Annotated in this window: 28 protein-coding genes; 17 read left to right on the plus strand and 11 right to left on the minus strand. The window is 47.8% G+C overall.

The features are described 5' to 3' along the window. Positions 1 to 5 precede the first annotated feature (5 nt). From NKE59_RS04275 to mnmH, 10 genes are all read left to right on the plus strand, one after another. Positions 6 to 446, plus strand: a complete 441-nt coding sequence (locus NKE59_RS04275; protein ID WP_353439756.1) for a DsrE family protein — start codon at positions 6 to 8, stop codon at positions 444 to 446. 139 nt (positions 447 to 585) lie between these two features. After that, positions 586 to 894, plus strand: coding sequence for a hypothetical protein (locus NKE59_RS04280; RefSeq protein WP_353439757.1), 309 nt, complete (start codon positions 586 to 588; stop codon positions 892 to 894). Between the two features lie 6 nt (positions 895 to 900). After that, positions 901 to 2,028: a YeeE/YedE family protein gene (locus NKE59_RS04285; RefSeq protein ID WP_353439758.1), complete on the plus strand. Its 1,128-nt coding sequence runs from the start codon at positions 901 to 903 to the stop codon at positions 2,026 to 2,028. Positions 2,029 to 2,044: 16 nt separating this feature from the next. Continuing rightward, positions 2,045 to 2,476, plus strand: a complete 432-nt coding sequence (locus tag NKE59_RS04290; RefSeq protein ID WP_353439759.1) for a YeeE/YedE family protein — start codon at positions 2,045 to 2,047, stop codon at positions 2,474 to 2,476. 4 nt (positions 2,477 to 2,480) lie between these two features. Then, on the plus strand, positions 2,481 to 2,915 hold the full coding sequence (locus NKE59_RS04295) for a YeeE/YedE family protein (RefSeq protein ID WP_353439761.1): 435 nt from the start codon (positions 2,481 to 2,483) through the stop codon (positions 2,913 to 2,915). A 28-nt stretch (positions 2,916 to 2,943) separates the two neighbouring features. Then, on the plus strand, positions 2,944 to 3,288 hold the full coding sequence (locus NKE59_RS04300) for a TIGR01244 family sulfur transferase (protein WP_353439762.1): 345 nt from the start codon (positions 2,944 to 2,946) through the stop codon (positions 3,286 to 3,288). Between the two features lie 27 nt (positions 3,289 to 3,315). Beyond that, the gene (locus NKE59_RS04305; protein ID WP_353439763.1) at positions 3,316 to 3,618 is read left to right on the plus strand and encodes a 4a-hydroxytetrahydrobiopterin dehydratase; all 303 of its coding nucleotides are present in this window, start codon (positions 3,316 to 3,318) and stop codon (positions 3,616 to 3,618) included. Between the two features lie 23 nt (positions 3,619 to 3,641). Beyond that, a complete protein-coding gene (locus tag NKE59_RS04310; RefSeq protein ID WP_353439764.1) occupies positions 3,642 to 4,064 on the plus strand; it encodes a DUF2244 domain-containing protein in 423 nt (140 codons plus the stop codon). Positions 4,065 to 4,109: 45 nt separating this feature from the next. Beyond that, complete coding sequence (locus NKE59_RS04315; protein ID WP_353439765.1) at positions 4,110 to 4,535, plus strand: thioesterase family protein; 426 nt, start codon at positions 4,110 to 4,112, stop codon at positions 4,533 to 4,535. Further along, entirely contained in the window at positions 4,532 to 5,587 is a 1,056-nt protein-coding gene (gene mnmH / locus NKE59_RS04320; RefSeq protein ID WP_353439766.1) for a tRNA 2-selenouridine(34) synthase MnmH, read from the plus strand. Before NKE59_RS04315 ends, mnmH begins: the two co-directional genes overlap by 4 nt. Here mnmH and NKE59_RS04325 read toward each other — a convergent pair. After that, positions 5,580 to 6,758, minus strand: a complete 1,179-nt coding sequence (locus tag NKE59_RS04325; RefSeq protein ID WP_353439767.1) for an acyl-CoA dehydrogenase — start codon at positions 6,756 to 6,758, stop codon at positions 5,580 to 5,582. The genes mnmH and NKE59_RS04325 overlap by 8 nt on opposite strands. A 111-nt stretch (positions 6,759 to 6,869) precedes the next feature. On the opposite strand from NKE59_RS04325, the gene NKE59_RS04330 reads away from it, so the two are divergent. The 5 genes from NKE59_RS04330 to NKE59_RS04350 all read left to right on the plus strand — a co-directional run bounded on the left by NKE59_RS04330 (position 6,870) and on the right by NKE59_RS04350 (position 12,483). Then, the gene (locus NKE59_RS04330) at positions 6,870 to 7,577 is read left to right on the plus strand and encodes a queuosine precursor transporter (protein WP_353439768.1); all 708 of its coding nucleotides are present in this window, start codon (positions 6,870 to 6,872) and stop codon (positions 7,575 to 7,577) included. Then, complete coding sequence (msrP, locus tag NKE59_RS04335) at positions 7,574 to 8,542, plus strand: protein-methionine-sulfoxide reductase catalytic subunit MsrP (RefSeq protein ID WP_353439769.1); 969 nt, start codon at positions 7,574 to 7,576, stop codon at positions 8,540 to 8,542. Before NKE59_RS04330 ends, msrP begins: the two co-directional genes overlap by 4 nt. A gap of 3 nt (positions 8,543 to 8,545) precedes the next feature. Beyond that, positions 8,546 to 9,148 carry a protein-methionine-sulfoxide reductase heme-binding subunit MsrQ gene (locus NKE59_RS04340; RefSeq protein ID WP_353439770.1) on the plus strand — a complete coding sequence of 201 codons (603 nt, stop codon included), beginning with the start codon at positions 8,546 to 8,548 and terminating at the stop codon, positions 9,146 to 9,148. Positions 9,149 to 9,157: 9 nt separating this feature from the next. Continuing rightward, a complete protein-coding gene (locus tag NKE59_RS04345; RefSeq protein ID WP_353439771.1) occupies positions 9,158 to 10,792 on the plus strand; it encodes a gamma-glutamyltransferase family protein in 1,635 nt (544 codons plus the stop codon). Between the two features lie 83 nt (positions 10,793 to 10,875). Further along, on the plus strand, positions 10,876 to 12,483 hold the full coding sequence (locus tag NKE59_RS04350; protein WP_353439772.1) for an ABC-F family ATPase: 1,608 nt from the start codon (positions 10,876 to 10,878) through the stop codon (positions 12,481 to 12,483). On the opposite strand, the gene NKE59_RS04355 is transcribed toward NKE59_RS04350, so the two are convergent. The 10 genes from NKE59_RS04355 to NKE59_RS04400 are packed head-to-tail and all read right to left on the minus strand — an operon-like array spanning position 12,480 to position 19,694. Then, positions 12,480 to 12,725: a DUF1289 domain-containing protein gene (locus NKE59_RS04355; protein ID WP_353439774.1), complete on the minus strand. Its 246-nt coding sequence runs from the start codon at positions 12,723 to 12,725 to the stop codon at positions 12,480 to 12,482. The genes NKE59_RS04350 and NKE59_RS04355 overlap by 4 nt on opposite strands. Positions 12,726 to 12,728: 3 nt before the next feature. Further along, positions 12,729 to 13,928 (minus strand): GNAT family N-acetyltransferase, encoded by a 1,200-nt coding sequence (locus tag NKE59_RS04360; RefSeq protein ID WP_353439775.1) that lies wholly within the window; start codon positions 13,926 to 13,928, stop codon positions 12,729 to 12,731. 6 nt (positions 13,929 to 13,934) lie between these two features. Then, complete coding sequence (gene gloA, locus NKE59_RS04365; protein ID WP_353439909.1) at positions 13,935 to 14,318, minus strand: lactoylglutathione lyase; 384 nt, start codon at positions 14,316 to 14,318, stop codon at positions 13,935 to 13,937. Position 14,319: 1 nt separating this feature from the next. Next, positions 14,320 to 15,111, minus strand: a complete 792-nt coding sequence (locus NKE59_RS04370; RefSeq protein WP_353439776.1) for a peptidylprolyl isomerase — start codon at positions 15,109 to 15,111, stop codon at positions 14,320 to 14,322. Positions 15,112 to 15,148: 37 nt separating this feature from the next. Beyond that, positions 15,149 to 15,427, minus strand: coding sequence for a BolA family protein (locus NKE59_RS04375; protein WP_353439777.1), 279 nt, complete (start codon positions 15,425 to 15,427; stop codon positions 15,149 to 15,151). Further along, entirely contained in the window at positions 15,424 to 15,972 is a 549-nt protein-coding gene (locus NKE59_RS04380) for a septation protein A (protein WP_353439911.1), read from the minus strand. The genes NKE59_RS04375 and NKE59_RS04380 overlap by 4 nt, the downstream gene beginning before the upstream one ends. After that, a complete protein-coding gene (gene msrB, locus NKE59_RS04385) occupies positions 15,972 to 16,382 on the minus strand; it encodes a peptide-methionine (R)-S-oxide reductase MsrB (protein WP_353439779.1) in 411 nt (136 codons plus the stop codon). The genes NKE59_RS04380 and msrB overlap by 1 nt, the downstream gene beginning before the upstream one ends. A 21-nt stretch (positions 16,383 to 16,403) precedes the next feature. After that, on the minus strand, positions 16,404 to 17,870 hold the full coding sequence (locus NKE59_RS04390) for a protein adenylyltransferase SelO (protein ID WP_353439781.1): 1,467 nt from the start codon (positions 17,868 to 17,870) through the stop codon (positions 16,404 to 16,406). Between the two features lie 4 nt (positions 17,871 to 17,874). Next, on the minus strand, positions 17,875 to 18,732 hold the full coding sequence (locus tag NKE59_RS04395) for an NRDE family protein (RefSeq protein ID WP_353439782.1): 858 nt from the start codon (positions 18,730 to 18,732) through the stop codon (positions 17,875 to 17,877). Positions 18,733 to 18,749: 17 nt separating this feature from the next. Then, the gene (locus NKE59_RS04400) at positions 18,750 to 19,694 is read right to left on the minus strand and encodes a folate-binding protein (RefSeq protein WP_353439783.1); all 945 of its coding nucleotides are present in this window, start codon (positions 19,692 to 19,694) and stop codon (positions 18,750 to 18,752) included. 107 nt (positions 19,695 to 19,801) lie between these two features. Here NKE59_RS04400 and mltG point away from each other — a divergent pair, with 107 nt between their 5' ends. After that, a complete protein-coding gene (mltG, locus tag NKE59_RS04405) occupies positions 19,802 to 20,842 on the plus strand; it encodes an endolytic transglycosylase MltG (protein ID WP_353439784.1) in 1,041 nt (346 codons plus the stop codon). A 3-nt stretch (positions 20,843 to 20,845) separates the two neighbouring features. After that, entirely contained in the window at positions 20,846 to 21,484 is a 639-nt protein-coding gene (gene tmk / locus NKE59_RS04410; RefSeq protein ID WP_353439786.1) for a dTMP kinase, read from the plus strand. Positions 21,485 to 21,488: the final 4 nt, after the last annotated feature.

Below are 21,488 nucleotides of genomic sequence, written 5' to 3' on the forward strand. Positions count from 1 at the left end.
CTACTATGAACGCATTCTTACGCTCCATCCTCTTGTCTTTACTTGTAATGAGTACCTTAGGTCTTGGATCAGGCCTTGCCTTGGCCGACTCTACTAAGGTGGTCTATCACATTGATGATGCGGCTAATCAAGGATTAAAAGGCTTGCGTAATATCCGAAATCACTTGGATGTCTCCCCCCAAACTAAAATTATTGTGGTCACACATGCAAACGGCGTTGATATCTTGATGGATGGTGCTAAGGACGCAAAGAGTGGAACCGATTACGCTCCCTTAGTAGGCGCCTTGAAATCGCGCGGAGTGCGCTTTGAGGTCTGTGAAATCACCCTCAGAAATCGCAGCCTTAAAAAGGAGCAATTTACCCTCGATGCGGAGTTCACCCCATCCGGAGTCGTGCGTATTGCAGACCTGCAATATAAGGATAAATACGCCTATATTCGGCCTTAATGGTCACGCTTTATAAGCATAGCTTATAAGGGTATTTCTAATAAATCTAACTTTTAATGGCTAAATCTCTGATTTATCAGTACTTTCTATAAAAATCTGCCATAAAATTATGGATTCCTAAATTCCATAAGCATTAGATATGAAAAAAGTAGCACTCTTACTGATTCTCGGCGCGGCCGTTTTGTCTCAGCCCATTGAGGCTGCCCCCAATTTAAAGAATGGCAAAGAAATCGAAGACAACAAATGCTACAAATGCCACGCGGATAAATCTGGCTTTGGGGATGGCAGCTTGATCTATACACGCAAAGATCGTCGTGTGCAAAATCTTGAACGTCTAAAAGTGATGGTGGCTCGCTGTAATACTGAGTTACGACTTGATCTATTTCCTGAGGATGAGGCTGACGTCACCGCCTATCTCAATCAGCAGTACTATAAATTTAAGCCCTAATTTCTTATGAACGATCTAACACCAGAGCAAATTAGTTCTCTGGGCAGTCAAGCTTTATTGATTACCCTGTTTATTACAACAATCCTAGGCATCATTATGCAAAAGACTAGCTTTTGCACTCTTGGTGCTGTGTCGGATGGCATTCTGATGGAAGACTGGTCCAGAATGCGTCAATGGTGCTTGGCCATTGGCATCGCAATTTTGGGTGTAGCTTTGATGTCGCACCTGGGATGGATTGATGTCAGTAAATCGTTTTACACCGGCAATCGTGTGCTTTATCTCTCAACTGTGATTGGGAGCACATTATTTGGTATCGGCATGGTTTTGGCATCTGGCTGCGGCAGTAAGACCCTCATTCGGATTGGTGGCGGTAACCTGAAGTCGATCGTGGTCTTCATCGTCTTAGGACTTGTTGCCTATATGACCATGCGCGGCTTTCTAGGGATCATGAAAGCAAACACCATTGATAAGGTCTCCTTGAGCTTAAATACCAACCAAGACCTACCAAGTATTTTGTCTGCTTCGTTTGGAATCGCTAAAGAAAGTTTACGTTCGATCTTGGCGCTCATCATTGGTGGCGCATTTATAGGCTTTGCTGTTCTCAAGAAATCATTCTGGAATACCGAAAACCTACTCGCTGGTATTGGAGTCGGTGTCGGTATTACAGCGATCTGGTGGGTCTCGGGACACTATGCCCACCTCACAGAGGACCCAAACACTTTGCAAGAAGCCTTCTTGGTAACTAATTCTGGACGGATGGAGAGTCTCTCTTTTGTTGCCCCTTATGCATTTGCCTTAGATTGGATGATGTTCACGAGCGATAAGTCGAAGGTTTTAACCATTGGCATTGTGGCTGTGATTGGCATGATCCTGGGTTCTGCAATTAGCTCCATCCTTAGCAAAAACTTTCGCTGGGAGTCATTCCGTGGGGTAGAAGATACCGCTAATCATTTGGTGGGTGCGGCCTTAATGGGCTTTGGGGGTGTGACCGCGGTTGGTTGTACGGTTGGACAGGGCTTGAGTGGTCTTTCTACCTTGGCACTGAACTCCTTTATTGCCTTTCCTGGATTTATCTTGGGAGCCTACATTGGACTTCAATACCTGCAATGGCGCCTTAGCCCTAAGCCTTGTTAGGCCTTAAAATAAGACGATGACCATTGATTGGACCTCATTCTCTCCAGGACCCGCCCTAGTAGGCGGGATTTTGTTGGGGATTGCTGCAGCTCTCTATGTTCTCTTTAATGGGCGCATTCTGGGAATCAGCGGTATTGTGGGCGGACTATTGCAGGCAAAAAAATCCGATTGGCTCTGGCGACTTAGTTTTACCCTTGGCCTATTAACTGCAGCTTTGTGGGGGAAGTATGTCTTTGATATCCAGGTGAAGTCTGTGATTGATGCGGATTACCTGACCCTCATCATTGCGGGCTTATTAGTTGGCTTTGGAGCACGTTATGGATCTGGATGTACCAGTGGCCATGGTATTTGTGGTTTATCTAGACTGTCGCCTCGTTCCTTGTTGGCTACTTTGACCTTTATGGGCTGTGGCTTCCTAATTGTTTACGTTGTTCGTCATCTTGTTTAAGACCATGAGCCAAAATACTTCGGTGTTCTCTAATGCAAGCGAGTATCTGATCGGGGTTCTATTTGGTTTGGGCCTAATGATCTCTGGCATGACCAACCCCGCCAAGATCTTGGCATTCTTAGATCTTTCAGGAGCATGGGATCCATCTCTGATCTTTGTAATGGGTGGTGCAGTATTGGTTGGCTTGATTGCGTTTTATCTTGCTAAAAATCGGACCCAGAGTTTCTTGGGAGGTGCGATGCATATGCCGACACGGCGTGATATCGATCGTCCCTTGCTAATTGGTAGTGCGATGTTTGGACTTGGTTGGGGTCTAGCAGGTTTTTGTCCAGGACCCGCATTGGTATCTCTGGGCTCTGGTGAGTTAAAGGCTTTGGCCTTTGTAATTGCTATGCTTGGTGGGATGTTGCTATTTGATTTTGTGGGTCAGAAGAAATAATCAAGACCTATTATTTTGTGAGGATTGCATGAACGTACATATTTCTTGTCATAACCCAAACTTTGGAACAGCTGGCCAAATTGAGCCCACTGATGTAGCTGAGATTGCACAGCAGGGTTATAAAAGTATTATTAATAATCGTCCGGATGGTGAAGAGGGCCCGGAGCAGCCAAGCAATGCATCGATTGCAGCAATGGCTAAATCTCAAGGTCTGGAATACGCTTACTTACCGGTCGTGAGTGGTGCGATTACTCCTGAGCAAGTAGTCGAAATGTCTAAACTTTTAAAGAGTATGCCGCAACCCATCTTAGCCTTCTGTCGCTCGGGTGCACGTTCTACCTTCTTGTATCAACTCGCCTTACAAAATTCTTAATACCAACTTCCTGCTAAAGCAATCAAAATGGCTGCCTTACTGAACGATCATGAGCGCTCCATTCTTAAAACAGAGTTAGCCAACTGGGCTGTAGTACCTAAGCGGGATGCAATCACTCGCACTTATTCATTTAAAGATTTCAAGAGCGCCTTTGCCTTTATGACCCAGTGTGCTCTGCATGCTGAGGCGATGAACCACCACCCTGAGTGGTTTAATGTCTGGAATCGTGTAGAGGTGACCTTATCTACTCACGATGCGGGTGGTCTCACTCAGCGTGATATTGAACTGGCACGTGCGATGGATCGCTGTGCTGCACAGCACCTCATCTAGTAAATAGTATGCGTACATGGCATATGAAACGAAATTGTTCGTTTACACCTAGGCAAGTAGGCTATTTTTATCTCTCGATGCTGATGTTCTCATCAATCATTGCTACGTATTTCTTGGTACAAGGCATTTGGATGATCTTGCCATTTACCATCATTGAGCTTACTGCATTAGGGATCGCCTTATTAATCTACGCACGCCACGCACTCGATTATGAGTCGATTGCCATCGATGGTAGTTCAGTCACCGTTGAGAAGAACATTGGGGGCAAGCTCGAGCGCCATGAGTTCAACACCAAGTGGTTGCAACTCAAGCAAGAAGAAGACGGTAAACGATTAATTCGGATAGAGCAAAGCGATCAAGAGCTCTCCATCGGTATCTTTGTACCAGTAGACGCTAGAGCTCAATTTTTCAAGGATCTGCGCCAGCAAATCCGCTGCGAGTCTTAGGGCACAGGGTAAACTAGATCTTTAGCACCCAAGGAACTTAGTGGTATGCGGATTGATATACCAGACGATAAAAAATTAGTGCACGAAGCCATCATCCCATTGCGTTGGGGCGATATGGATGCCTTTGGTCACATTAACAACACCCTGTACTTTCGGTATATGGAGCAGGGGCGTATTCATTGGATTGAGTCCTTTGGATTTGGTATTCAACATGCTGAGGGCGGGGCCTTAATCGCTAATGCATTCTGTAATTTCTATTCACAGGTATCGTACCCAGGCGATCTGATCATCAAAACATATGTTGGCAAAGTGGGACGTACGAGTGTTGATATCTATAACCTGATGTCTCTTGCTAGCAATCCTGATGTGCTTTGTGCTGCGGGTGGCACCACATTGGTATGGGTTAACTTCAAGACCAAGCGTCCTGCACCATGGCCTGAGCCCTTTCAGAAACATTTGGGTTTAGCTTGAGCTCTTGGATTGTTGAACCGGGGTCTTTACATCAAGACCTGAGCCGCTTTGATTGCATTATTGATGTACGTTCACCCGCAGAGTTTGCCTTAGATCACATTCCTGGCGCAATCAACTGCCCTGTACTAAGTAATGAAGAGCGTGCGCAAGTAGGCACGATCTATAAACAAGAATCCCCATTTGCTGCCAAGAAAATTGGTGCTGCATTAGTAGCCAAGAACATTGCCGGCCACTTGCAAGACAATTTTCTTGATCAAGAGCGTGATTGGACCCCATTGGTTTATTGCTGGCGAGGGGGAGAGCGCAGCGGCGCATTTACTCATATTCTGCAACGCATTGGCTGGAAGGCTCATCAGCTCCGCGGTGGTTACCAGGAGTTCCGGCGTCAAGTTATCACCGATTTAGATCAATGGGCGGCTCAACTTCAGTTCAAGGTGATCTGTGGCATGACTGGTAGTGGCAAGACTAGACTTTTGCAAGCACTCAAATCTCATGCCCAAGTATTAGACTTAGAAGAACTGGCTGCTCATCGCGGATCGGTATTGGGTGGCTTGCCTCATCAAGAGCAGCCAAGCCAAAAAGCATTTGAGACTGGCTTATGGAATGCCTTACGTCATCTTGATCTTCAGAAAGTGATCTATGTAGAGTCGGAGAGTAAAAAAGTAGGCGGCCTACACATACCAGATGCATTGATGGAGCAGATTCGGAATAGTGAGTGCCTTGAGATTCAGGCTGAGCGCAGAGTTCGGGTTGACTGCTTAATGGAAGAATACGCACACTTCTTAGAAGACAATCAGGCTCTCGAAAACTTACTGGCTTTATTAACCCAGCGTTATGGCAAAGAACAAATTAGTCAATGGCAAGCACTATCGCAAGAGAAGAAGTTTCAAATACTGGTGGATGAACTGCTAGTTCGTCACTATGACCCTGCGTATACCGATTCGATCCAGAGAAACTTCCCGAACTACACAGCAGGAAAAAAGCTTGTGATTAGTAGTGCCAAACCAGAAGCCTATCAGGCAATCGCGCTCGAGCTCTTAAAGCTTAACTAAAAGCCTGTATACCTGTCTGGGCTCTACCCAAGATCAACGCATGGATATCATGCGTGCCCTCATAGGTGTTGACCACTTCTAGATTAAGCATGTGCCGAATCACACCATATTCATCTGAGATACCGTTACCACCCAACATGTCGCGTGCCATCCGTGCAATCTCGAGTGACTTGCCGCAGGAGTTGCGTTTCATGATCGATGTGACTTCGGGAGCAGCAGTGCCTTCATCCTTCATACGCCCTAAACGTAGAACGCCTTGCAAAGCCATGGCGATATCGGTTTGCATATCTGCTAATTTTTTTTGGATTAATTGATTGGCCGCAAGAGGGCGACCAAACTGATGGCGATCTAAGGTGTACTGACGCGCAGTATGCCAACAGAACTCAGCCGAACCTAGTACACCCCAAGAGATACCGTAGCGGGCTGAGTTAAGGCAAGTGAACGGACCCTTTAGGCCAGTGACCTCGGGGAACTCGTTCTCTGCAGGAACGAATACCTCGTCCATCACAATCTCGCCGGTAATAGAAGCGCGTAATCCTTGCTTACCCGTAATTTTGGGAGCACTTAAACCTTTCATCCCTTTTTCTAGGATGAAGCCCCGAATTTGATCCGCATCATTTTTAGCCCAGACCACGAAGACATCCGCAATCGGTGAGTTTGAAATCCACATTTTGGAGCCCGTTAGCGAGAACCCCCCGGGAACTTTCTTGGCACGTGTAATCATGCCGCCCGCATCCGAGCCAAAGTTGGGTTCAGTCAGGCCAAAGCAACCAATCCACTCACCAGTTGCTAACTTGGGGAGGTATTTTTGTTTCTGGGCTTCAGTACCAAACTCATTAATTGGCACCATCACCAAGGAAGATTGCACACTCATCATGGAGCGATAACCCGAATCTACTCGCTCAATTTCACGCGCGATCAAGCCATACGAGACATAGTTCAAATTAGCGCCGCCGTATTGCTCGGGGATAGTAATCCCCAGGAGCCCCAGCTCACCCATTTCTCGGAAGATCGATGGATCGGTACTCTCCGCACGAAAGGCTTCTTGGACCCGCGGTGCGAGCTTGCCCTGGGCATATTCTCTAGCGGCGTCAGCGATCATGCGCTCTTCGGTGCTTAGTTGGTCTTGGAGGAGAAGGGGATCTTCCCAGTGAAAGCTTGGTTTGCTCATTATTTTTCTGGATTTGAGATGAATTCGGATAAAAAGACTGAATACCGCTATTCTATGAAATATTCACTGATTTAACAGGAAAGCAGTCACCACAAGGGCCCTTGGCTAACTATGCGCCGGCAATACCGCTATTACGACCTGATCTTGGCCGCATTTGTGGCGGTGATCCTATGCTCTAACTTCATTGGTGCGGGTAAGGCTGCGACCCTCGATCTGCCGTATTTTGGCTTGGTGGTGTTTGGGGCCGGTATCTTATTTTTCCCGATCTCTTATCTCATTAGCGATGTGCTCACCGAGGTCTATGGTTATGCATACGATCGGCGCACCGTTTGGGCTGGATTTGCAGCCTTAGGCTTTGCAGCCATCATGGTACAGGTGGTGATTCATTTACCAGTAGCGCCTGGGTCATACATGGCTAATTATCAGCAAGGCCTAGAAACAGTATTTGGTAACTCATGGCGGATTGCATTGGGATCGATGATTGCCTTTTGGTGCGGTAGCTTTGTTAATAGCTATGTCTTAGCCAAGATGAAGGTCTGGACCCAAGGCAAGTATTTGTGGGCTCGGACCATTGGCTCAACCGCAACGGGAGAGTTGGTGGACTCATCTCTGTTCTACATGATTGCCTTTTATGCTGTCTGGCCGACTGCTGAAATTATTCAGGTAGCAATAGCGCAATATATATTGAAGACCTCGTGGGAGGTTTTAGCAACCCCCTTTACCTACTGGATTATTGGCTATCTGAAGCGTAAAGAGAATGAAGATTATTACGATACCAATACTAATTTCACACCATTTCAATTAAAGGTTGATCGATGATATTTAAAGATAGACGCATACAAAGTAGCGATGTCACCCCACGCAGAGTATTTGAACAGCGCCGTGAGTGGCTAAAGACCGCAGCGATGGGATCGATGGCGATGGGTCTTGGCTCATGGTTGGAGCGTGAGGCGTTCGCTAAAACCCCAATTGCTAAAGAGAAGTTAGCAGCTAAGTTCAATGAACAATACTCCACCAAAGAGACTGCCACCTCATATGAAGAAGTAACCAGCTATAACAACTTCTATGAGTTTGGTATGGACAAGGATGAGCCCGCCAAATACGCCGAGCGTTTACAAACCCGACCTTGGGCAATCAGCATTGAGGGCTTAGTTAAAAAGCCCTTAACTCTCGATATTGATGCCTTGCTCAAATTAGCTCCGATGGAGGAGCGCATCTATCGCATGCGTTGTGTAGAAGGCTGGTCAATGGTGATTCCTTGGAACGGCTATGCACTCTCGCATCTGATTAATAAAGTAGAACCCTTGGGCTCTGCCAAATACATGGAGTTCATTACTCTTGCTGATCCAAAACAAATGCCGGGCTTACGTAGACCCGTATTGGACTGGCCCTATCGAGAGGGCTTACGCATGGATGAGGCTATGAACCCTCTGACACTCTTAACCTTAGGCTTATACGGAGAGATTTTGCCCAAGCAGAATGGTGCGCCAGTGCGCTTAGTGGTGCCCTGGAAGTATGGCTTTAAGAGTGCCAAGTCATTAGTGACAATCCGCTTTACCGAAAAACAACCGCTCACGAGTTGGAGCATGTCTGCACCGCGCGAATATGGTTTTTACTCCAATGTAAATCCAAGCGTGAGTCACCCCCGTTGGAGCCAAGCGACCGAGCGCCGGATTGATGGTCGTGGCATCTTTGCGCCCAAGATTAAGACCGAGCCCTTTAATGGTTATGGTGAGTATGTGGCAAAACTCTACGCCGGCATGGATCTAAAAAAGTTTTACTAGGCAATGCCAGGTATTACCTCCATCAAGTATTTTGTCTTTGCACTGGCGCTAATACCGCTAGTGCGTTTATTGGTCTTGGGTTACCTTGGTGATCTCACAGCCAACCCAGTAGAGTTCATTACCCGATCGACTGGCACTTGGACCATTACCTTCTTGTGCATCACCTTAAGCATGAGCCCAATGCGTTGGATGTCGGGGTGGAGTGGGTGGATACAGTTACGACGCATGTTAGGGCTCTTTACTTTCTTCTATGCATTTTTGCACTTCACCATTTGGTATTGGTTAGATCACAACCTTGATGCCAAGGCAATGATTGATGATGTGATTGAGCGTCCATTCATCACTGTGGGATTTTTGGGCTTTGTCTGTATGAGCCTCTTGGCTATGAGCTCAAATCAGATGGCTATGCGTTGGTTGGGGCGTAAGTGGTCTTTATTGCACCGCCTAATTTATCTAATTGCCATCCTAGGAGTCTTGCACTATCTGTGGCATAAGGCCGGAAAGAATGATTTTGAGGTGGTCTACATCTATGCTGGGATAATCTTCTTATTATTAGTGATCCGAGTTCCAGTCATTCAGAAACGATTGACGCGAACCCGTTCTTAAGGAATAGCAATGTCATTTAATTGGAATAATCCCTATCCCACCATCCGCATGCCTGTGATGGGGCGCAATATTGTCTCAACCTCGCACCCTTATGCAGCCCAAGCGGGTCTGAAGATTATGCATCAGGGTGGTAATGCGATTGATGCGGCGATTGCTGCCGCTGCAGCCCTAATGATTGTGGAGCCCGTATCCAATGGTCTTGGAAGTGATTGCTTTGCAATCGTGTGGGATGGTACGCAATTACATGGACTGAACTCCTCAGGAGTCTCACCCGCAGCATGGAGCCTCGATTACTTTGCCGCCAAGTATGGCAGGGAGAGTAATGGTCTCGCAAAACGTCCTATGCGGGGCTGGGATAGCGTAACGGTGCCAGGTGCATTAGCTGGTTGGCAAACCTTGCATGAGCGCTTTGGCTCATTACCCATTGCGGATCTACTCCAACCCGCGATTGAGATTGCAGAGAGAGGGCACGCCCTAGCCCCAATTGTTGCCCACAAATGGGCAGCGGCTACCGGCGAGTTAGCCTCACAACCCGGTTTTGCACAAGCCTTTATGCCCAAGGGTAGGGCACCTGCAACCGGTGAGATGTTTTATTTTCCACAGGCAGCAAAAGCTCTCAAACGATTAGCGCAAGTAGGCCTGCGAGATTTTTATGAGGGCGACATTGCACGAACCATTACTGCATTTGCAAAAGAACATGGTGCGGCGATGACTGCCAGCGATTTAGCTAATTACAAACCTGATTGGGTCGGTACCATCTCAACTAAAGTGCAGGGCTATGATGTGCACGAAATTCCTCCAAGTGGTCAAGGTATCGGTGCCTTAATCGCCATGGGTATCCTAGAGCAACTGGATTTGGCTAAATATCCTGTGGATGGTGTTGAGAGCCAGCATCTGCAAATTGAAGCCATGAAACTTGCCTTTGCAGACGTCTATCGCTACGTGGCTGACCCACGTTCGATGGAAGTTAGTCCTGCGCAAATGCTCAACACGGATTACTTAGCCAAAAGAGCCCAATTAATTGATCAACAGAAAGCAACCCAGTTCTCCTTTGGGATGCCCAATACCGGCGGCACCATTTATCTCAGCGCAGCCGATGAGGAAGGCCGAATGATCTCATTCATTCAGAGTAATTACATGGGCTTTGGCTCTGGAGTAGTGGAGCCCAATTGGGGAATTAGTTTTCAGAACCGCGGTTATGGGTTCTCGTCCGATCCAAATTCTCCGAATGTGGTGGCTGGTAATAAGCGACCCTTCCATACGATTATTCCGGCCTTCTTGACCAAAGAGGTGAACGGCAAAACAGTTCCTCAAATGAGCTTTGGAGTGATGGGCGGCGATATGCAACCGCAAGGCCATCTGCAAACCCTACTCAGAATGTTGGTCTATAAACAGCAGCCTCAGGCAGCTTGTGATGCACCTCGCTGGAAAGTAAATCGCGACTTTAGCCTAGATGTTGAGGCCAATATGAACCCAGAGACCGTCCAGGGCCTAGTAGAAAAGGGGCATATCCTAAAAAAGGTAGAAGATCCCTATATGGACTTTGGCTCAGGCCAGTTTATCTGGCGCCTTAGCGACCAGATAGCCGACGGCTATGTCGCAGCCAGCGATAGCCGGCGTGATGGTCTAGCCGCAGCCTACTAGCATCCCTCGTTTCAGAAGCCCGTTAAAATAGTGAACTTTGCCACCCGGCATTCCCGATTCATCTTTTGTTATAGAAAGCCGTTGTGTTAAACGCATCCAATATCACTATGCAGTTTGGGGCAAAGCCCCTGTTTGAGAACATCTCCGTCAAATTTGGTGGAGGCAATCGCTACGGCCTGATTGGCGCCAATGGCTGTGGTAAATCTACTTTCATGAAAATCTTAGGTGGCGAGTTAGAGCCCTCTGCGGGAAATGTCAGCCTAGAGCCTAATATTCGTTTGGGTAAATTGCGCCAAGATCAATTTGCGTATGAAGATGTGCGGGTGCTGGATGTGGTGATGATGGGGCATGCAGAGATGTGGCAAGCTGCCGCTGAGCGTGATGCAATTTATGCGAACCCTGATGCAAACGACGAAGACTATATGCGTGCTGCCGAGCTCGAAGCTAAATATGCGGAGTATGGTGGTTACACAGCAGAAGCAAAAGCCGGTGAGTTATTACTGGGTATTGGGATTCCGTTAGAGGAACACAATGGCCCGATGAGTAATATTGCTCCGGGCTGGAAACTGAGGGTTCTGTTGGCGCAGGCCCTGTTCTCAGATCCTGATGTTTTGCTGCTTGATGAGCCTACCAATAACTTAGATATCCACTCCATCCACTGGTTAGAAGATGTTCTGAATCAGCGTAACAGCACCATGATCATTATTTCTCATGATCGTCACTTCTTAAACGAGGTGTGTACGCATATGGCTGATATGGACTTTGGGACCCTTAAGGTCTACCCAGGTAATTACGACTCCTATATGTTGGCTTCTACCCAAGCACGAGCCCAACAACTGGCATCGAATGCTAAAGCCAAAGAGAAGATTGCTGAACTGCAAGCCTTCGTAAGTCGCTTCTCAGCCAACGCATCCAAAGCGAGACAAGCAACCTCGCGTCAACGTCAGCTCGAGAAAATTGAGGTGGCTGAGATTAAACCCTCATCGCGCCAGAACCCATTTATTCGGTTTGAAACCGAAAAGAAATTACACAATATGGCGGTGGAGTGCAATGCACTGACCAAAAAATTTGACCGCGTGATCTTCAAGAATTTCAAGATAGCAATTCGTCCGGGAGAGAAGGTTGCCATCATTGGACAAAACGGTGCGGGTAAGACCACCTTGCTTAAAACGATTCTAAGCAAACGCTTTGATGGCATTCCAGCCGATAGCGGTGATGTGAAGTGGGCAGAGAACGCCAATGTGGGTGTGATGCCACAAGATACGAGCGAGTGTTTTCCTAAAGAAGAGACCTTGTTTGAGTGGATGACCCAGTGGCGTAAGCCAGGCGATGATGATCAAGCAGTGCGAGGTATCTTGGGCCGTTTATTGTTCTCGGGCGATGAGATTGGTAAATCGGTCAAGGTAGTATCGGGTGGCGAGAAGGGTCGACTGATCTGGGGCAAATTAATGCTCCAAAAACATAATGTCTTGGCCATGGACGAACCGACCAACCATATGGATATGGAATCGATTGAGAGCTTACAGATTTCTTTAGAGAAGTTTGAGGGAACCCTAATCTTTGTATCGCACGACCGTGAGTTTGTTTCAGCACTCGCAAATCGTATCTTAGAGATTAAAAACGACGGTACGATTAATGACTACTCGGGAACCTACGAAGAGTATTTACGTAGTCAAGCGCTTACAGGTTAGGTCTTTTGCTCGCGGGTAAAGCGCATCGCTGTACCCTCTGCCTGTATCCGAGTCCAGACCGCCTGCTTCTCCTCTAGACTCATAAATACCCAATTACTGACCTCTAGGGCAGTGCGCCCACAGCCCTTGCAGATCTCATCAAAGAGAGTAGAGCAAATACCAATGCAGGGAGAGTCGGAGTCTGCATCGCCAATGAGGATTGAGTTGGCACCAGCAGAAGGGTTTGAGTGATTATTAGACATAAGCTACTTTAGCGCATTCTCATTATTCTTACCGAGCTCTAGGCCATGACTGCTCTGGCGCAAGGGGCTATGCTCAGCCAGCTCATCCAGATATTGACCAATTCCCATACGTTCCCGCTCTAAGAACCTGCCGACCGCATCGGCAAAGCGTTGGTCAACCAGATAATGATAGGAGCTAACAGTGCTTGGCATAAAGCCTCTTGCCATCTTATGCTCCCCTTGAGCACCACCTTCTAGTAGCTGTATATGCTCTTTAATACAGAACTCAATCGCTTGATAAAAAGCGGTCTCAAAATGTAAACAAGGATGCTGTTCTAAACAGCCCCAGTAGCGCCCATAAGCCTTATGACCATCTCGGTCAATGACTAATAATGCAGACGCAATAGTTTGCCCATCGCGGATCGCCATAATGAAGTGCAATGAGTCTGGCATAGCCTGAACCCATTTTTGGAAGAACAATTGGTTTAAGTAAGGGGTGGAATAGTGCGTTTGGTAGGTATTGGCATAACAGCGATAGAACATGAGTACTTCGTCCTCACTTACCTGTGAGCCGGGTATGTGACGAAACGCAATCCCGGCATCGTGTACCTGTTTGCGCTCTCGCTTAATGTTCTTACGACGCTTCATTGTGAGCGTGGCTAAGAACTGATCGAAGTCAGCATAGTTCTGATTGTGCCAATGGAACTGCACAGACTCACGTCGCATAAAGCCGATTTCGGTTAATAAACGGGCATCTTCAGTCTGAGGAAAGAGTACATGTGCCGAGGAGAGCTTGAGTTGCGTGAGCAGCTGTACAAGACCGCTTACTAAGGCGGCTTGATGGTTAGCAGTACGCGCTAAGAGACGCGAGCCGGTTGCCGGCGTAAAGGGTATGGCCGATAAGGCCTTGGGGTAATAGGAGAGACCTTGTTGCGCATAAGCCTCTGCCCAAGACCAATCAAATACGTATTCACCATAAGAATGGGTCTTTAAGTAGAGTGGCATTGCTCCCAATAGCTCATTATCCCCTTTGGCATACAGTGCTAGATGCGCAGGGTCCCAACCGGTCTCTGTACAAACGCAGCCCGTTTCTTCCAAGAGGCTTAAAAAGGAATAGTGCAAGAAGGGGCCGGCATCCTTAGGCAAAACGCGCTGCCAGTCAGATGGTGCAATGCTACTAAGACTTCGTATGACCCGAATCTCGAGTCCAGGTACTTGACTCATCGTGAACTAATGTTGGATCAGTTCGATCTTGTATCCGTCAGGGTCGGTTACAAACGCAATTAAGGTCTTGCCACCCTGAACAGGGCCAGCAGGGCGGGTAATATTTCCACCGGCTGCTGCAATATCCTCACAGGCTTTATACACATCGGGCACAGCAAGAGCAATATGACCATAAGCACCGCCATGCTCATACTGACTCACCCCATAGTTATAGGTAAGCTCAATTTCTGCTTGACCATCTTCGTTGCCACGACCAAAGCCCACAAATGCGAGAGAGTATTTTTGCTCTTCACGATTAGTGGTGCGCAATAGGTTCATACCTAAGACGCGTGTATAAAAATCAACGGATCGGGCAATATCGCCCACCCGAAGCATGGTGTGCAAAATCATATTACTCAATACGCGCTTTCTCACGCATCTTTTTCATCATCTCAGCAAACTTTGCCTTTTGCCAGGCCTGGTCTTGCAACATCATTTGCTTAAGCTGATCTTTGATCTCAGCCATGGTGGGTACTTTCACATCCCGAACGTCCTCAAGCTTAATAATGTGCCAACCAAATTGAGTCTTAACGGGCTGATCGGTCATTTGACCTTTCTTCAAGGTAACCATGACTTTAGAAAACTCTGGTACCAAGGCCTTATCACTAACCCAATCCAGATCACCACCGTTAGGAGCAGAGCCTGGATCTTTAGAGTTCGCTTTGGCTAGATCTTCAAACTTGGCACCCGCCTTAATCTTAGCAATCAAAGCTTTGGCCTCAGACTCTTTCTCAACTAGGATATGGCGGACTTTATATTCTTTACCACCAAATTGGCTCTTGACTGATTCATAGGCTGCTTTGTAATCATCCTCAGTAATGCCACCCTTATCAATGTAATCATCAAACAAAGCAGAGACCAAGACGCCTAAGCGAGCTTGTTCCATTTGATCTTTCACTTCCTCTTTCTGAGTAAGGCCGCGCTTATCCGACTCCTGTATGACAAGCTCACGGGTTATTAATAACTCACGACCTTGTTCACGTATCTTAGGATCCGTAGCCGATTGACCAGAGTTCTTAATTAAGCGATCGAGCTGTGCTTTTGGAATGGCCTTGCCATTGACGATTGCGGCGTTTTGAGCTGAGACCGCAGTGGTAACAAAGGCAAATGAGAGGGCTACAAGGATTTTCTTGGAATTAAGCATGAGAGATAGTGAATTGAATTAAAAGACTAAAACAGAATTATGACTCATTTGGTGCAAGAGCATGAATTGCGAGGGCGTGGATTTCTGTGGGGATGTAAGCGTTCAGCGCCTCATACACCAAGCGGTGACGGGCAACTCGATTGAGTCCAGCAAATGCAGGTGCGGTGAGTGTAATCCGAAAATGACCGCCGCCACTTGCTGCCCCAGCATGACCTGCATGCAAATGACTTTCATCCTCAATCGCAAGATGCGATGGTTGCAGTTGCTGCTGCAGAGCGGCCTCAAATAAAACAATACGTTCTTGATTCTTGCTCATGATTGCTCTGCTTCCATATGACGACTTAACCATAGGCCTTGGGCAATCACAAAGGCAATCAGCAAACCAATGCCACCAAATAGTTTGAAGTTCACCCAAATATCTTCAGAGAAAGTATAGGCAACATAGATGTTAAGTACACCCATGAAAAAGAAGAAGAGTGCCCAAGCATGATTGAGTTTGAGCCAAAGTGATTTAGGACTATCGGGCTTGAGCGTTATTTGCTTACCCATGAGGCTCTCAATCCAATTCTTCTTGAAGAACTGCGCACTAATGAACAGGACCGCAGCAAATAGCCAATACAAGACCGTAGGCTTCCACTGAATAAAGGTTTTGTCTTTCAGGAGAATGGTTAAGCCACCAAAGAACACGATCAAGATTAAGCTGGCCCATTGCATGCCTTCCACCTTCTTACGGCGTGCAATGAGCCAAACGATCTGTGCAATCGTGGCAGCAATTGCCACCAAGGTAGCAACATAAATATCTGCTAACTTGAATGCTACAAAAAAGAGAATGACCGGGAATAGATCAAACAGAAATTTCATCATGATGAGTGACCCGATTTGGCATTATTGCTTGGCTCAAAACGTAAGGAGGCGGAGTTAATGCAATAGCGCAGTCCACTGGGCATGGGGCCATCTTCAAAAACATGACCCAAATGCGCATCGCACTTAGAGCATTTCACTTCCGTGCGAATCATGCCATGCGTTGTATCACGATGCTCGCTAATGACCTCGGTGTTAAATGGTGTGTGATAACTTGGCCAGCCACAACCAGCATCAAACTTAGTCGCCGAGATAAACAGCGGCGTACCGCAGCACACACAGTGATAGCGACCTTCGTCCCAATGATCCCAGTAGCGACCTGTAAACGGTGGCTCGGTGGCGGCATGGCGCGTAACCCGGTATTCGATCTCGCTGAGTTCTTGACGGTATTGGTCGTCTGATTTAGTCATGATGGTGATTGTAAAGAAGGATTAAGAAGAACAGCTGACCTCAATATGCTCTAGTGCGGCAGGGGGAGGGGCGGCGTATTCTTCGAGACCGGGCTGTTCGGAAAACGGGTCTTGAAGGACTGCTAGCAAGCGCTTCACTTCCGAGAAATCATCGTTTTGGGCTTTCTCAATTGCTATCTGGGCTAAATAATTACGCAATACAAACTTAGGATTTGTGGCTAGCATGTGAGACTGACGTTCTGCATGGGAACACTTCTCTTCCTTGAGGCGAGCGACATAGGATTGCATCCAGGTATCAAAAGCGTCCCGATTTAAGAACTGATCGCGTAAGGGGTTGGATCGAGCATCATGGCTTGCATCAAAATGCGAGAGCGCTCTAAAGGTATTAGTAAAGTCGACGCGATTGTGATGCATCAACTGCAAGAGTGACTCCACTAAAGATGTATCGTCAGGATTAGGGGTCAATAAACCAAGCTTCGTTCTAAAGTGTTTTAACCAAGCGGCACGATAGATCTCTGGAAACTCCTCTAAGGTTTTTTGTAAGTGCTCTTGCGCAAGCTCGCTACCGTAGCGAGTCTCGATTAAAGGAAGCATTGCCCCAGCTAAGCAGGCCATATTCCAGTGCATGATCTGTGGTTGACGTTGATAGGCATACCGACCTTGACCGTCACTATGATTGCAGATGTGGTCCATTTGGAAACGATCTAAAAAGCCAAAGGGGCCATAATCAATTGTGAGACCCAAGATACTAATGTTGTCACTATTTAATACGCCATGGCAAAAGCCAATCGCTTGCCAGTGAGCAACTAGTTTTGCAGTACGTTCGCTGATCGCTGCAAACAATGCAAGATAGGGGTCATCTGTACCTTGACATTCTGGATAGTGATGCGTAAGTAAATAATCAGCCATGGTGGTGAGATGCTCAGTAGAGCGTGCAGCGGCGAAGTGTTCAAAGTGACCCACTCGGATAAAACTGGGGGCAAGTCGCGTACAGACCGCTGCGGTCTCGAGACTCTCACGAAGTACAGATTTTTTAGAACCGGTGACCGCTAGAGCGCGACTAGTAGGCACCCCCAGTGCATGCATCGCCTCACTGCACAAGAACTCCCGAATCGAGGAACGCAAAACTGCACGGCCATCGCCCATGCGTGAATAGCGCGTGATGCCAGAACCTTTTAACTGAAGCTCATAGCCTCGTAGATCACCCAGCAGAATGGCGCGCCCATCGCCTAATTGACCTGCCCATATCCCAAATTGATGGCCGCTATACACCGTGGCAATTGGATCGGCAAAGGTATGTTCATGGGTCTCTAGAGCAATGCCGCTCAAGACCTCTAACCATCGTGGGTCTTGCGGTAAGCCCGATGCGTCTACAGTAATACCAAGTTCTTTGGCAAGATTGCTTTCAAAGCCAACCCAATAAGGATTTGGCAATGGCGTGGGCAGGAGATGTTGACAGGTGTCTTCACCCTGTAGCGGAAATGCCATGCGCTTACACCGAGTAATTAGCCCAGGCTGACCCAATTAAATTGCCGGTAATCACATCGTGTGCGATTACACCATTGGCATCAAAGCGACGCTCAACGACCTCATAGTTGCCATCATTGCGCACGCGCAAGACAGTACTTGATCGTGTGCCATAGTGTTGCGTACGTATAAAGGCGGCCGACAGAGCTTTCTCCCACTCTAGGCTCACACCAGTGTTGGGGAGTTCTCTATCTGGTGCTTCATGATCGTCTGCAAGTAAATGCAGATATTGATCAGCGTGCTTGAGATTGCCTGTATCCATGGCAAGAGTTTGGGCAAACGCAGCGATACGATGGTTCACCTTGGGCCATGGGGTATCGAGCATTGCATTCGAAAGTCCATACACACCAGGAGTGAGTGATTGGGTCGGGAATGTTTTGCGAGGTCGCACCGATTTACCCATGACCACCCGATTACTAACCCAATGCATTTCTGCATTGCTAGGGTCACTCAAATCTGCCATGAGGAGATTAAAGCCGTTGTACTGATCAAAACGCTTACTATGTTTTTCAACAAAGTGATCTGGTTTATCGGCACCTGAGAGGTACATGAGTGGCAGTTCACCACGAGTCCGGGCATCCGGTTTTTTCTCACTGGGTGAGCGTACATTGGTGAGGGCAGAGAAGCGCCCATTTTTAGTAAGACCCAACCAGGTACCAGGACTGCCAATGACATCGGCTTGATCACGTCCTGCTAGGATATGGGGATGTTCTGGCCACCAGCCAATACCCGCAGTATTGCGTTCATAAAACTCATCCCGATTGGCAGCAACGACCAAGGGGTACTTTGGGTGAGATTTCCAGGCAAATAAAATGAGGCACATACCAATAATATGCCTGATTAAATTTCAATCAGGGAATATGGCAGATTTCCTAATAGCAATGCAGGGCCATCCGCCTTACCGAGATGTAATTTGCCGCTTTGGGCCAACTCAGACTTGCACTCGATCTGCAGGGACACAAGCCCCGTTTGGGTAGGATGCTGGGCGGATAAGACCACCATACCGGCTGGCTGGTTTGGATCATCCTCATGAACAACTTCGGTAGCAGGACCTGCAAGCGCAAGAGCGGTCTCAACTTGGGCAAGATATAGGCGACGTTTAATAGCGCCACGGTATTGACTGCGCGCCACCACCTCTTGTCCGGGGTAGCACCCTTTTTTGAAGTCGACCCCACCAATGGATTCTAGGTTGATCATCTGCGGTACAAACTGATCTTGGGTCGCCAAAACAATGCGTGGTATTGCACTGGCTATCTCAGCAGCATTCCATGCATCAAGATGTTCGGAAGATGCGCTTTGTGATGGAAGTGGTGTTTGTGTCGCAAACAGAATACGTTTTTGATCACTAGTACCTGAGGGATGGGTCATGGTGAGAGCAATCGCATCGCTCGGTAAGTTTGCAGGTAATGTATTTGCCGGACCAAGTACGCCATAGACTGTCCACTCATGACTAACATCTACAACCTTTGCTTTAGAGCGCAACACAAACATGGCTAAGCGTTTTGCAAACGTAGCGGCCAGGTCGCGCGATACAAACAGGGCGAAACGGTCTTGCTCTGCATGCGTTGACAAACAAATCCAAGCGCTCGCCAGTAAACGCCCCTTGGCGGTGCAGTAACCCGAGAGACGCACACCAGAATGATCCTGAGCAATCGCTGCGGGAGGTGTACGAGTCATTCCTAATACGGAGTTGGTCAATTGTCCTTGTAAAAAGGAGCTAGCATCTGGGCCTTCTACCAAAAGGAGTCCCCAATCACGTAACTCGGTTACTTGGTGTTCGGTCATTTGGGCTGTATTGTGTCGTTTATGAATCTGTTTGCTAAGACTTTTATCATAGTGGTATGAACAAAAACTTTCTGATCCCCAATACCATCACCCTTGACTAGACTGCTTTGATCTCTAAATTACGAACGGGCATCCTGATTGCCTTGACCCTGATTGGGCTTTATTACCTTGCATTGTTTACATGGGGGGTTGTGCCCAAGCCAAAAGAAGGCATCACTGCAGAGCAACGCTTTAAGGTATTACCCAAATCGGGCGTCTCTAGCATTGCTAAGCAATTGCAAGACCAAGGCATGAGCTCCCCAGCTTGGCTTTTTCAGGTGGGGGCCCGATCTTTATGGGTGGGCTCTAAACTCAAACCCGGGACCTACGCGTTTCCTGCCAATGCCAGTTTGGGCAGCGTCTTGCTACAAATGGCTCGGGGTGATCGAATTCGGGAGAGCGTCAAGATCATCCCCGGGATGAGTATTTGGCAGGTTAGGGCAGCGATGGATGCGCACCCCGCCATGACTCTTCAAAGTAATCGCCTAGACCCAAGCCAATTTGTGAAGGCTGTGGGTTTGGATGCCGAAAGTGCAGAGGGCTATTTCCTACCAGATACCTATATTTTTGATCCCGATGAAATTGATTTAGTGATTTATAAGCGCGCACTCGCAGCGATGCAAAAACAATTGGCTGGCGCTTGGGATCTTTACACCAAAGCCAATCCTGAGGGAGGGGCGTTAAAAAGCCCCTATCAGTTACTAATCCTCGCCTCCATTGTTGAGAAAGAAACGGGTCAGGCAAGCGAACGAGGCATGATCTCGGCAGTGTTTCAGAATCGATTAAAGAGGGGCATGATGCTGCAAACAGATCCCACTGTCATTTATGGCATTGGCCCAAAGTTTGATGGCGATATTAAGAAAGCCGATCTGCGCCGAGATACTCCCTACAATACCTATATGCGTTATGGACTGCCTCCAACCCCCATTGCAATGCCATCGAAAGAGTCCTTGCTGGCAGCCGCTCAGCCTGCAGTATCGAATGCTCTGTATTTTGTGGCACGCGGTGATGGTAGCAGCCAGTTCTCGACTAATTTGAAAGAACACGAGGCGGCGGTGGATCGCTACCAACGCAATCCGGCGAAGTCCGCCTCTAAACCAGCGAGATAATAAGTGACCAAGCCTAATTACCCTGGATTCTTTATCAGCTTTGAGGGCATTGATGGAGCGGGTAAAAGCACTCATCTTGAGGCCTTTGCGAAGCATTTGCGAGAGCGCTATCAAGGGAAGGAGATTGTTCTCACCCGTGAGCCTGGGGGTACCCCATTGGGAGAGGAGTTAAGAAAGCTGCTCCTGAATCAAGCCATGCATATTGAGACCGAAGCCCTGTTGATGTTTGCCGCCCGGCGAGAGCATTTGTCCGAGGTAATTGAGCCTGCCCTTCAGGCTGGAAAGATTGTGATCTCCGATCGCTTCACCGATGCGAGTTTTGCGTATCAGGGGGGAGGGCGTGGTTTGAGCCTAGAGAAGCTCAATGCTCTTGAGCAATTGGTGCAGGGTAGGGTGGGGGGTCTTATTCAGCCAAACCTAACGTTGCTGTTTGACCTCCCTGGGAATGTTGCCGAAGAGCGCCGCTCAAAAGCACGCTCCCCCGATAAATTTGAGCAGTTGGATTTAAGCTTTTTTGAGAAGGTTCGGGGTGAGTATTTGCGCCGAGCTAAAGCAGATCCAGAGCGATTTATGGTCATTAATGCCTTACAGACCCCAGATGCCATCTGGCAACAGCTTCAAGAAATCTGTTTAGATTACTAGGCTA

The organism is Polynucleobacter sp. UK-FUSCHL-C3 (assembly GCF_040409815.1).
GTDB lineage: Bacteria > Pseudomonadota > Gammaproteobacteria > Burkholderiales > Burkholderiaceae > Polynucleobacter.

What these genes read in the sequence shown, in the direction of transcription:
- NKE59_RS04275 (WP_353439756.1), top strand. Translation starts at nt 6, where the DNA reads ATGAACGCATTCTTACGCTCCATCCTCTTGTCTTTACTTGTAATGAGT.
- NKE59_RS04280 (WP_353439757.1), top strand. Translation starts at nt 586, where the DNA reads ATGAAAAAAGTAGCACTCTTACTGATTCTCGGCGCGGCCGTTTTGTCT.
- NKE59_RS04285 (WP_353439758.1), top strand. Translation starts at nt 901, where the DNA reads ATGAACGATCTAACACCAGAGCAAATTAGTTCTCTGGGCAGTCAAGCT.
- NKE59_RS04290 (WP_353439759.1), top strand. Translation starts at nt 2,045, where the DNA reads ATGACCATTGATTGGACCTCATTCTCTCCAGGACCCGCCCTAGTAGGC.
- NKE59_RS04295 (WP_353439761.1), top strand. Translation starts at nt 2,481, where the DNA reads ATGAGCCAAAATACTTCGGTGTTCTCTAATGCAAGCGAGTATCTGATC.
- NKE59_RS04300 (WP_353439762.1), top strand. Translation starts at nt 2,944, where the DNA reads ATGAACGTACATATTTCTTGTCATAACCCAAACTTTGGAACAGCTGGC.
- NKE59_RS04305 (WP_353439763.1), top strand. Translation starts at nt 3,316, where the DNA reads ATGGCTGCCTTACTGAACGATCATGAGCGCTCCATTCTTAAAACAGAG.
- NKE59_RS04310 (WP_353439764.1), top strand. Translation starts at nt 3,642, where the DNA reads ATGAAACGAAATTGTTCGTTTACACCTAGGCAAGTAGGCTATTTTTAT.
- NKE59_RS04315 (WP_353439765.1), top strand. Translation starts at nt 4,110, where the DNA reads ATGCGGATTGATATACCAGACGATAAAAAATTAGTGCACGAAGCCATC.
- NKE59_RS04325 (WP_353439767.1), bottom strand. Translation starts at nt 6,758, where the DNA reads ATGAGCAAACCAAGCTTTCACTGGGAAGATCCCCTTCTCCTCCAAGAC.
- NKE59_RS04330 (WP_353439768.1), top strand. Translation starts at nt 6,870, where the DNA reads ATGCGCCGGCAATACCGCTATTACGACCTGATCTTGGCCGCATTTGTG.
- msrP (WP_353439769.1), top strand. Translation starts at nt 7,574, where the DNA reads ATGATATTTAAAGATAGACGCATACAAAGTAGCGATGTCACCCCACGC.
- NKE59_RS04340 (WP_353439770.1), top strand. Translation starts at nt 8,546, where the DNA reads ATGCCAGGTATTACCTCCATCAAGTATTTTGTCTTTGCACTGGCGCTA.
- NKE59_RS04345 (WP_353439771.1), top strand. Translation starts at nt 9,158, where the DNA reads ATGTCATTTAATTGGAATAATCCCTATCCCACCATCCGCATGCCTGTG.
- NKE59_RS04355 (WP_353439774.1), bottom strand. Translation starts at nt 12,725, where the DNA reads ATGTCTAATAATCACTCAAACCCTTCTGCTGGTGCCAACTCAATCCTC.
- NKE59_RS04360 (WP_353439775.1), bottom strand. Translation starts at nt 13,928, where the DNA reads ATGAGTCAAGTACCTGGACTCGAGATTCGGGTCATACGAAGTCTTAGT.
- gloA (WP_353439909.1), bottom strand. Translation starts at nt 14,318, where the DNA reads ATGATTTTGCACACCATGCTTCGGGTGGGCGATATTGCCCGATCCGTT.
- NKE59_RS04370 (WP_353439776.1), bottom strand. Translation starts at nt 15,111, where the DNA reads ATGCTTAATTCCAAGAAAATCCTTGTAGCCCTCTCATTTGCCTTTGTT.
- NKE59_RS04375 (WP_353439777.1), bottom strand. Translation starts at nt 15,427, where the DNA reads ATGAGCAAGAATCAAGAACGTATTGTTTTATTTGAGGCCGCTCTGCAG.
- NKE59_RS04380 (WP_353439911.1), bottom strand. Translation starts at nt 15,972, where the DNA reads ATGAAATTTCTGTTTGATCTATTCCCGGTCATTCTCTTTTTTGTAGCA.
- msrB (WP_353439779.1), bottom strand. Translation starts at nt 16,382, where the DNA reads ATGACTAAATCAGACGACCAATACCGTCAAGAACTCAGCGAGATCGAA.
- NKE59_RS04390 (WP_353439781.1), bottom strand. Translation starts at nt 17,870, where the DNA reads ATGGCATTTCCGCTACAGGGTGAAGACACCTGTCAACATCTCCTGCCC.
- NKE59_RS04395 (WP_353439782.1), bottom strand. Translation starts at nt 18,732, where the DNA reads ATGTGCCTCATTTTATTTGCCTGGAAATCTCACCCAAAGTACCCCTTG.
- NKE59_RS04400 (WP_353439783.1), bottom strand. Translation starts at nt 19,694, where the DNA reads ATGACCGAACACCAAGTAACCGAGTTACGTGATTGGGGACTCCTTTTG.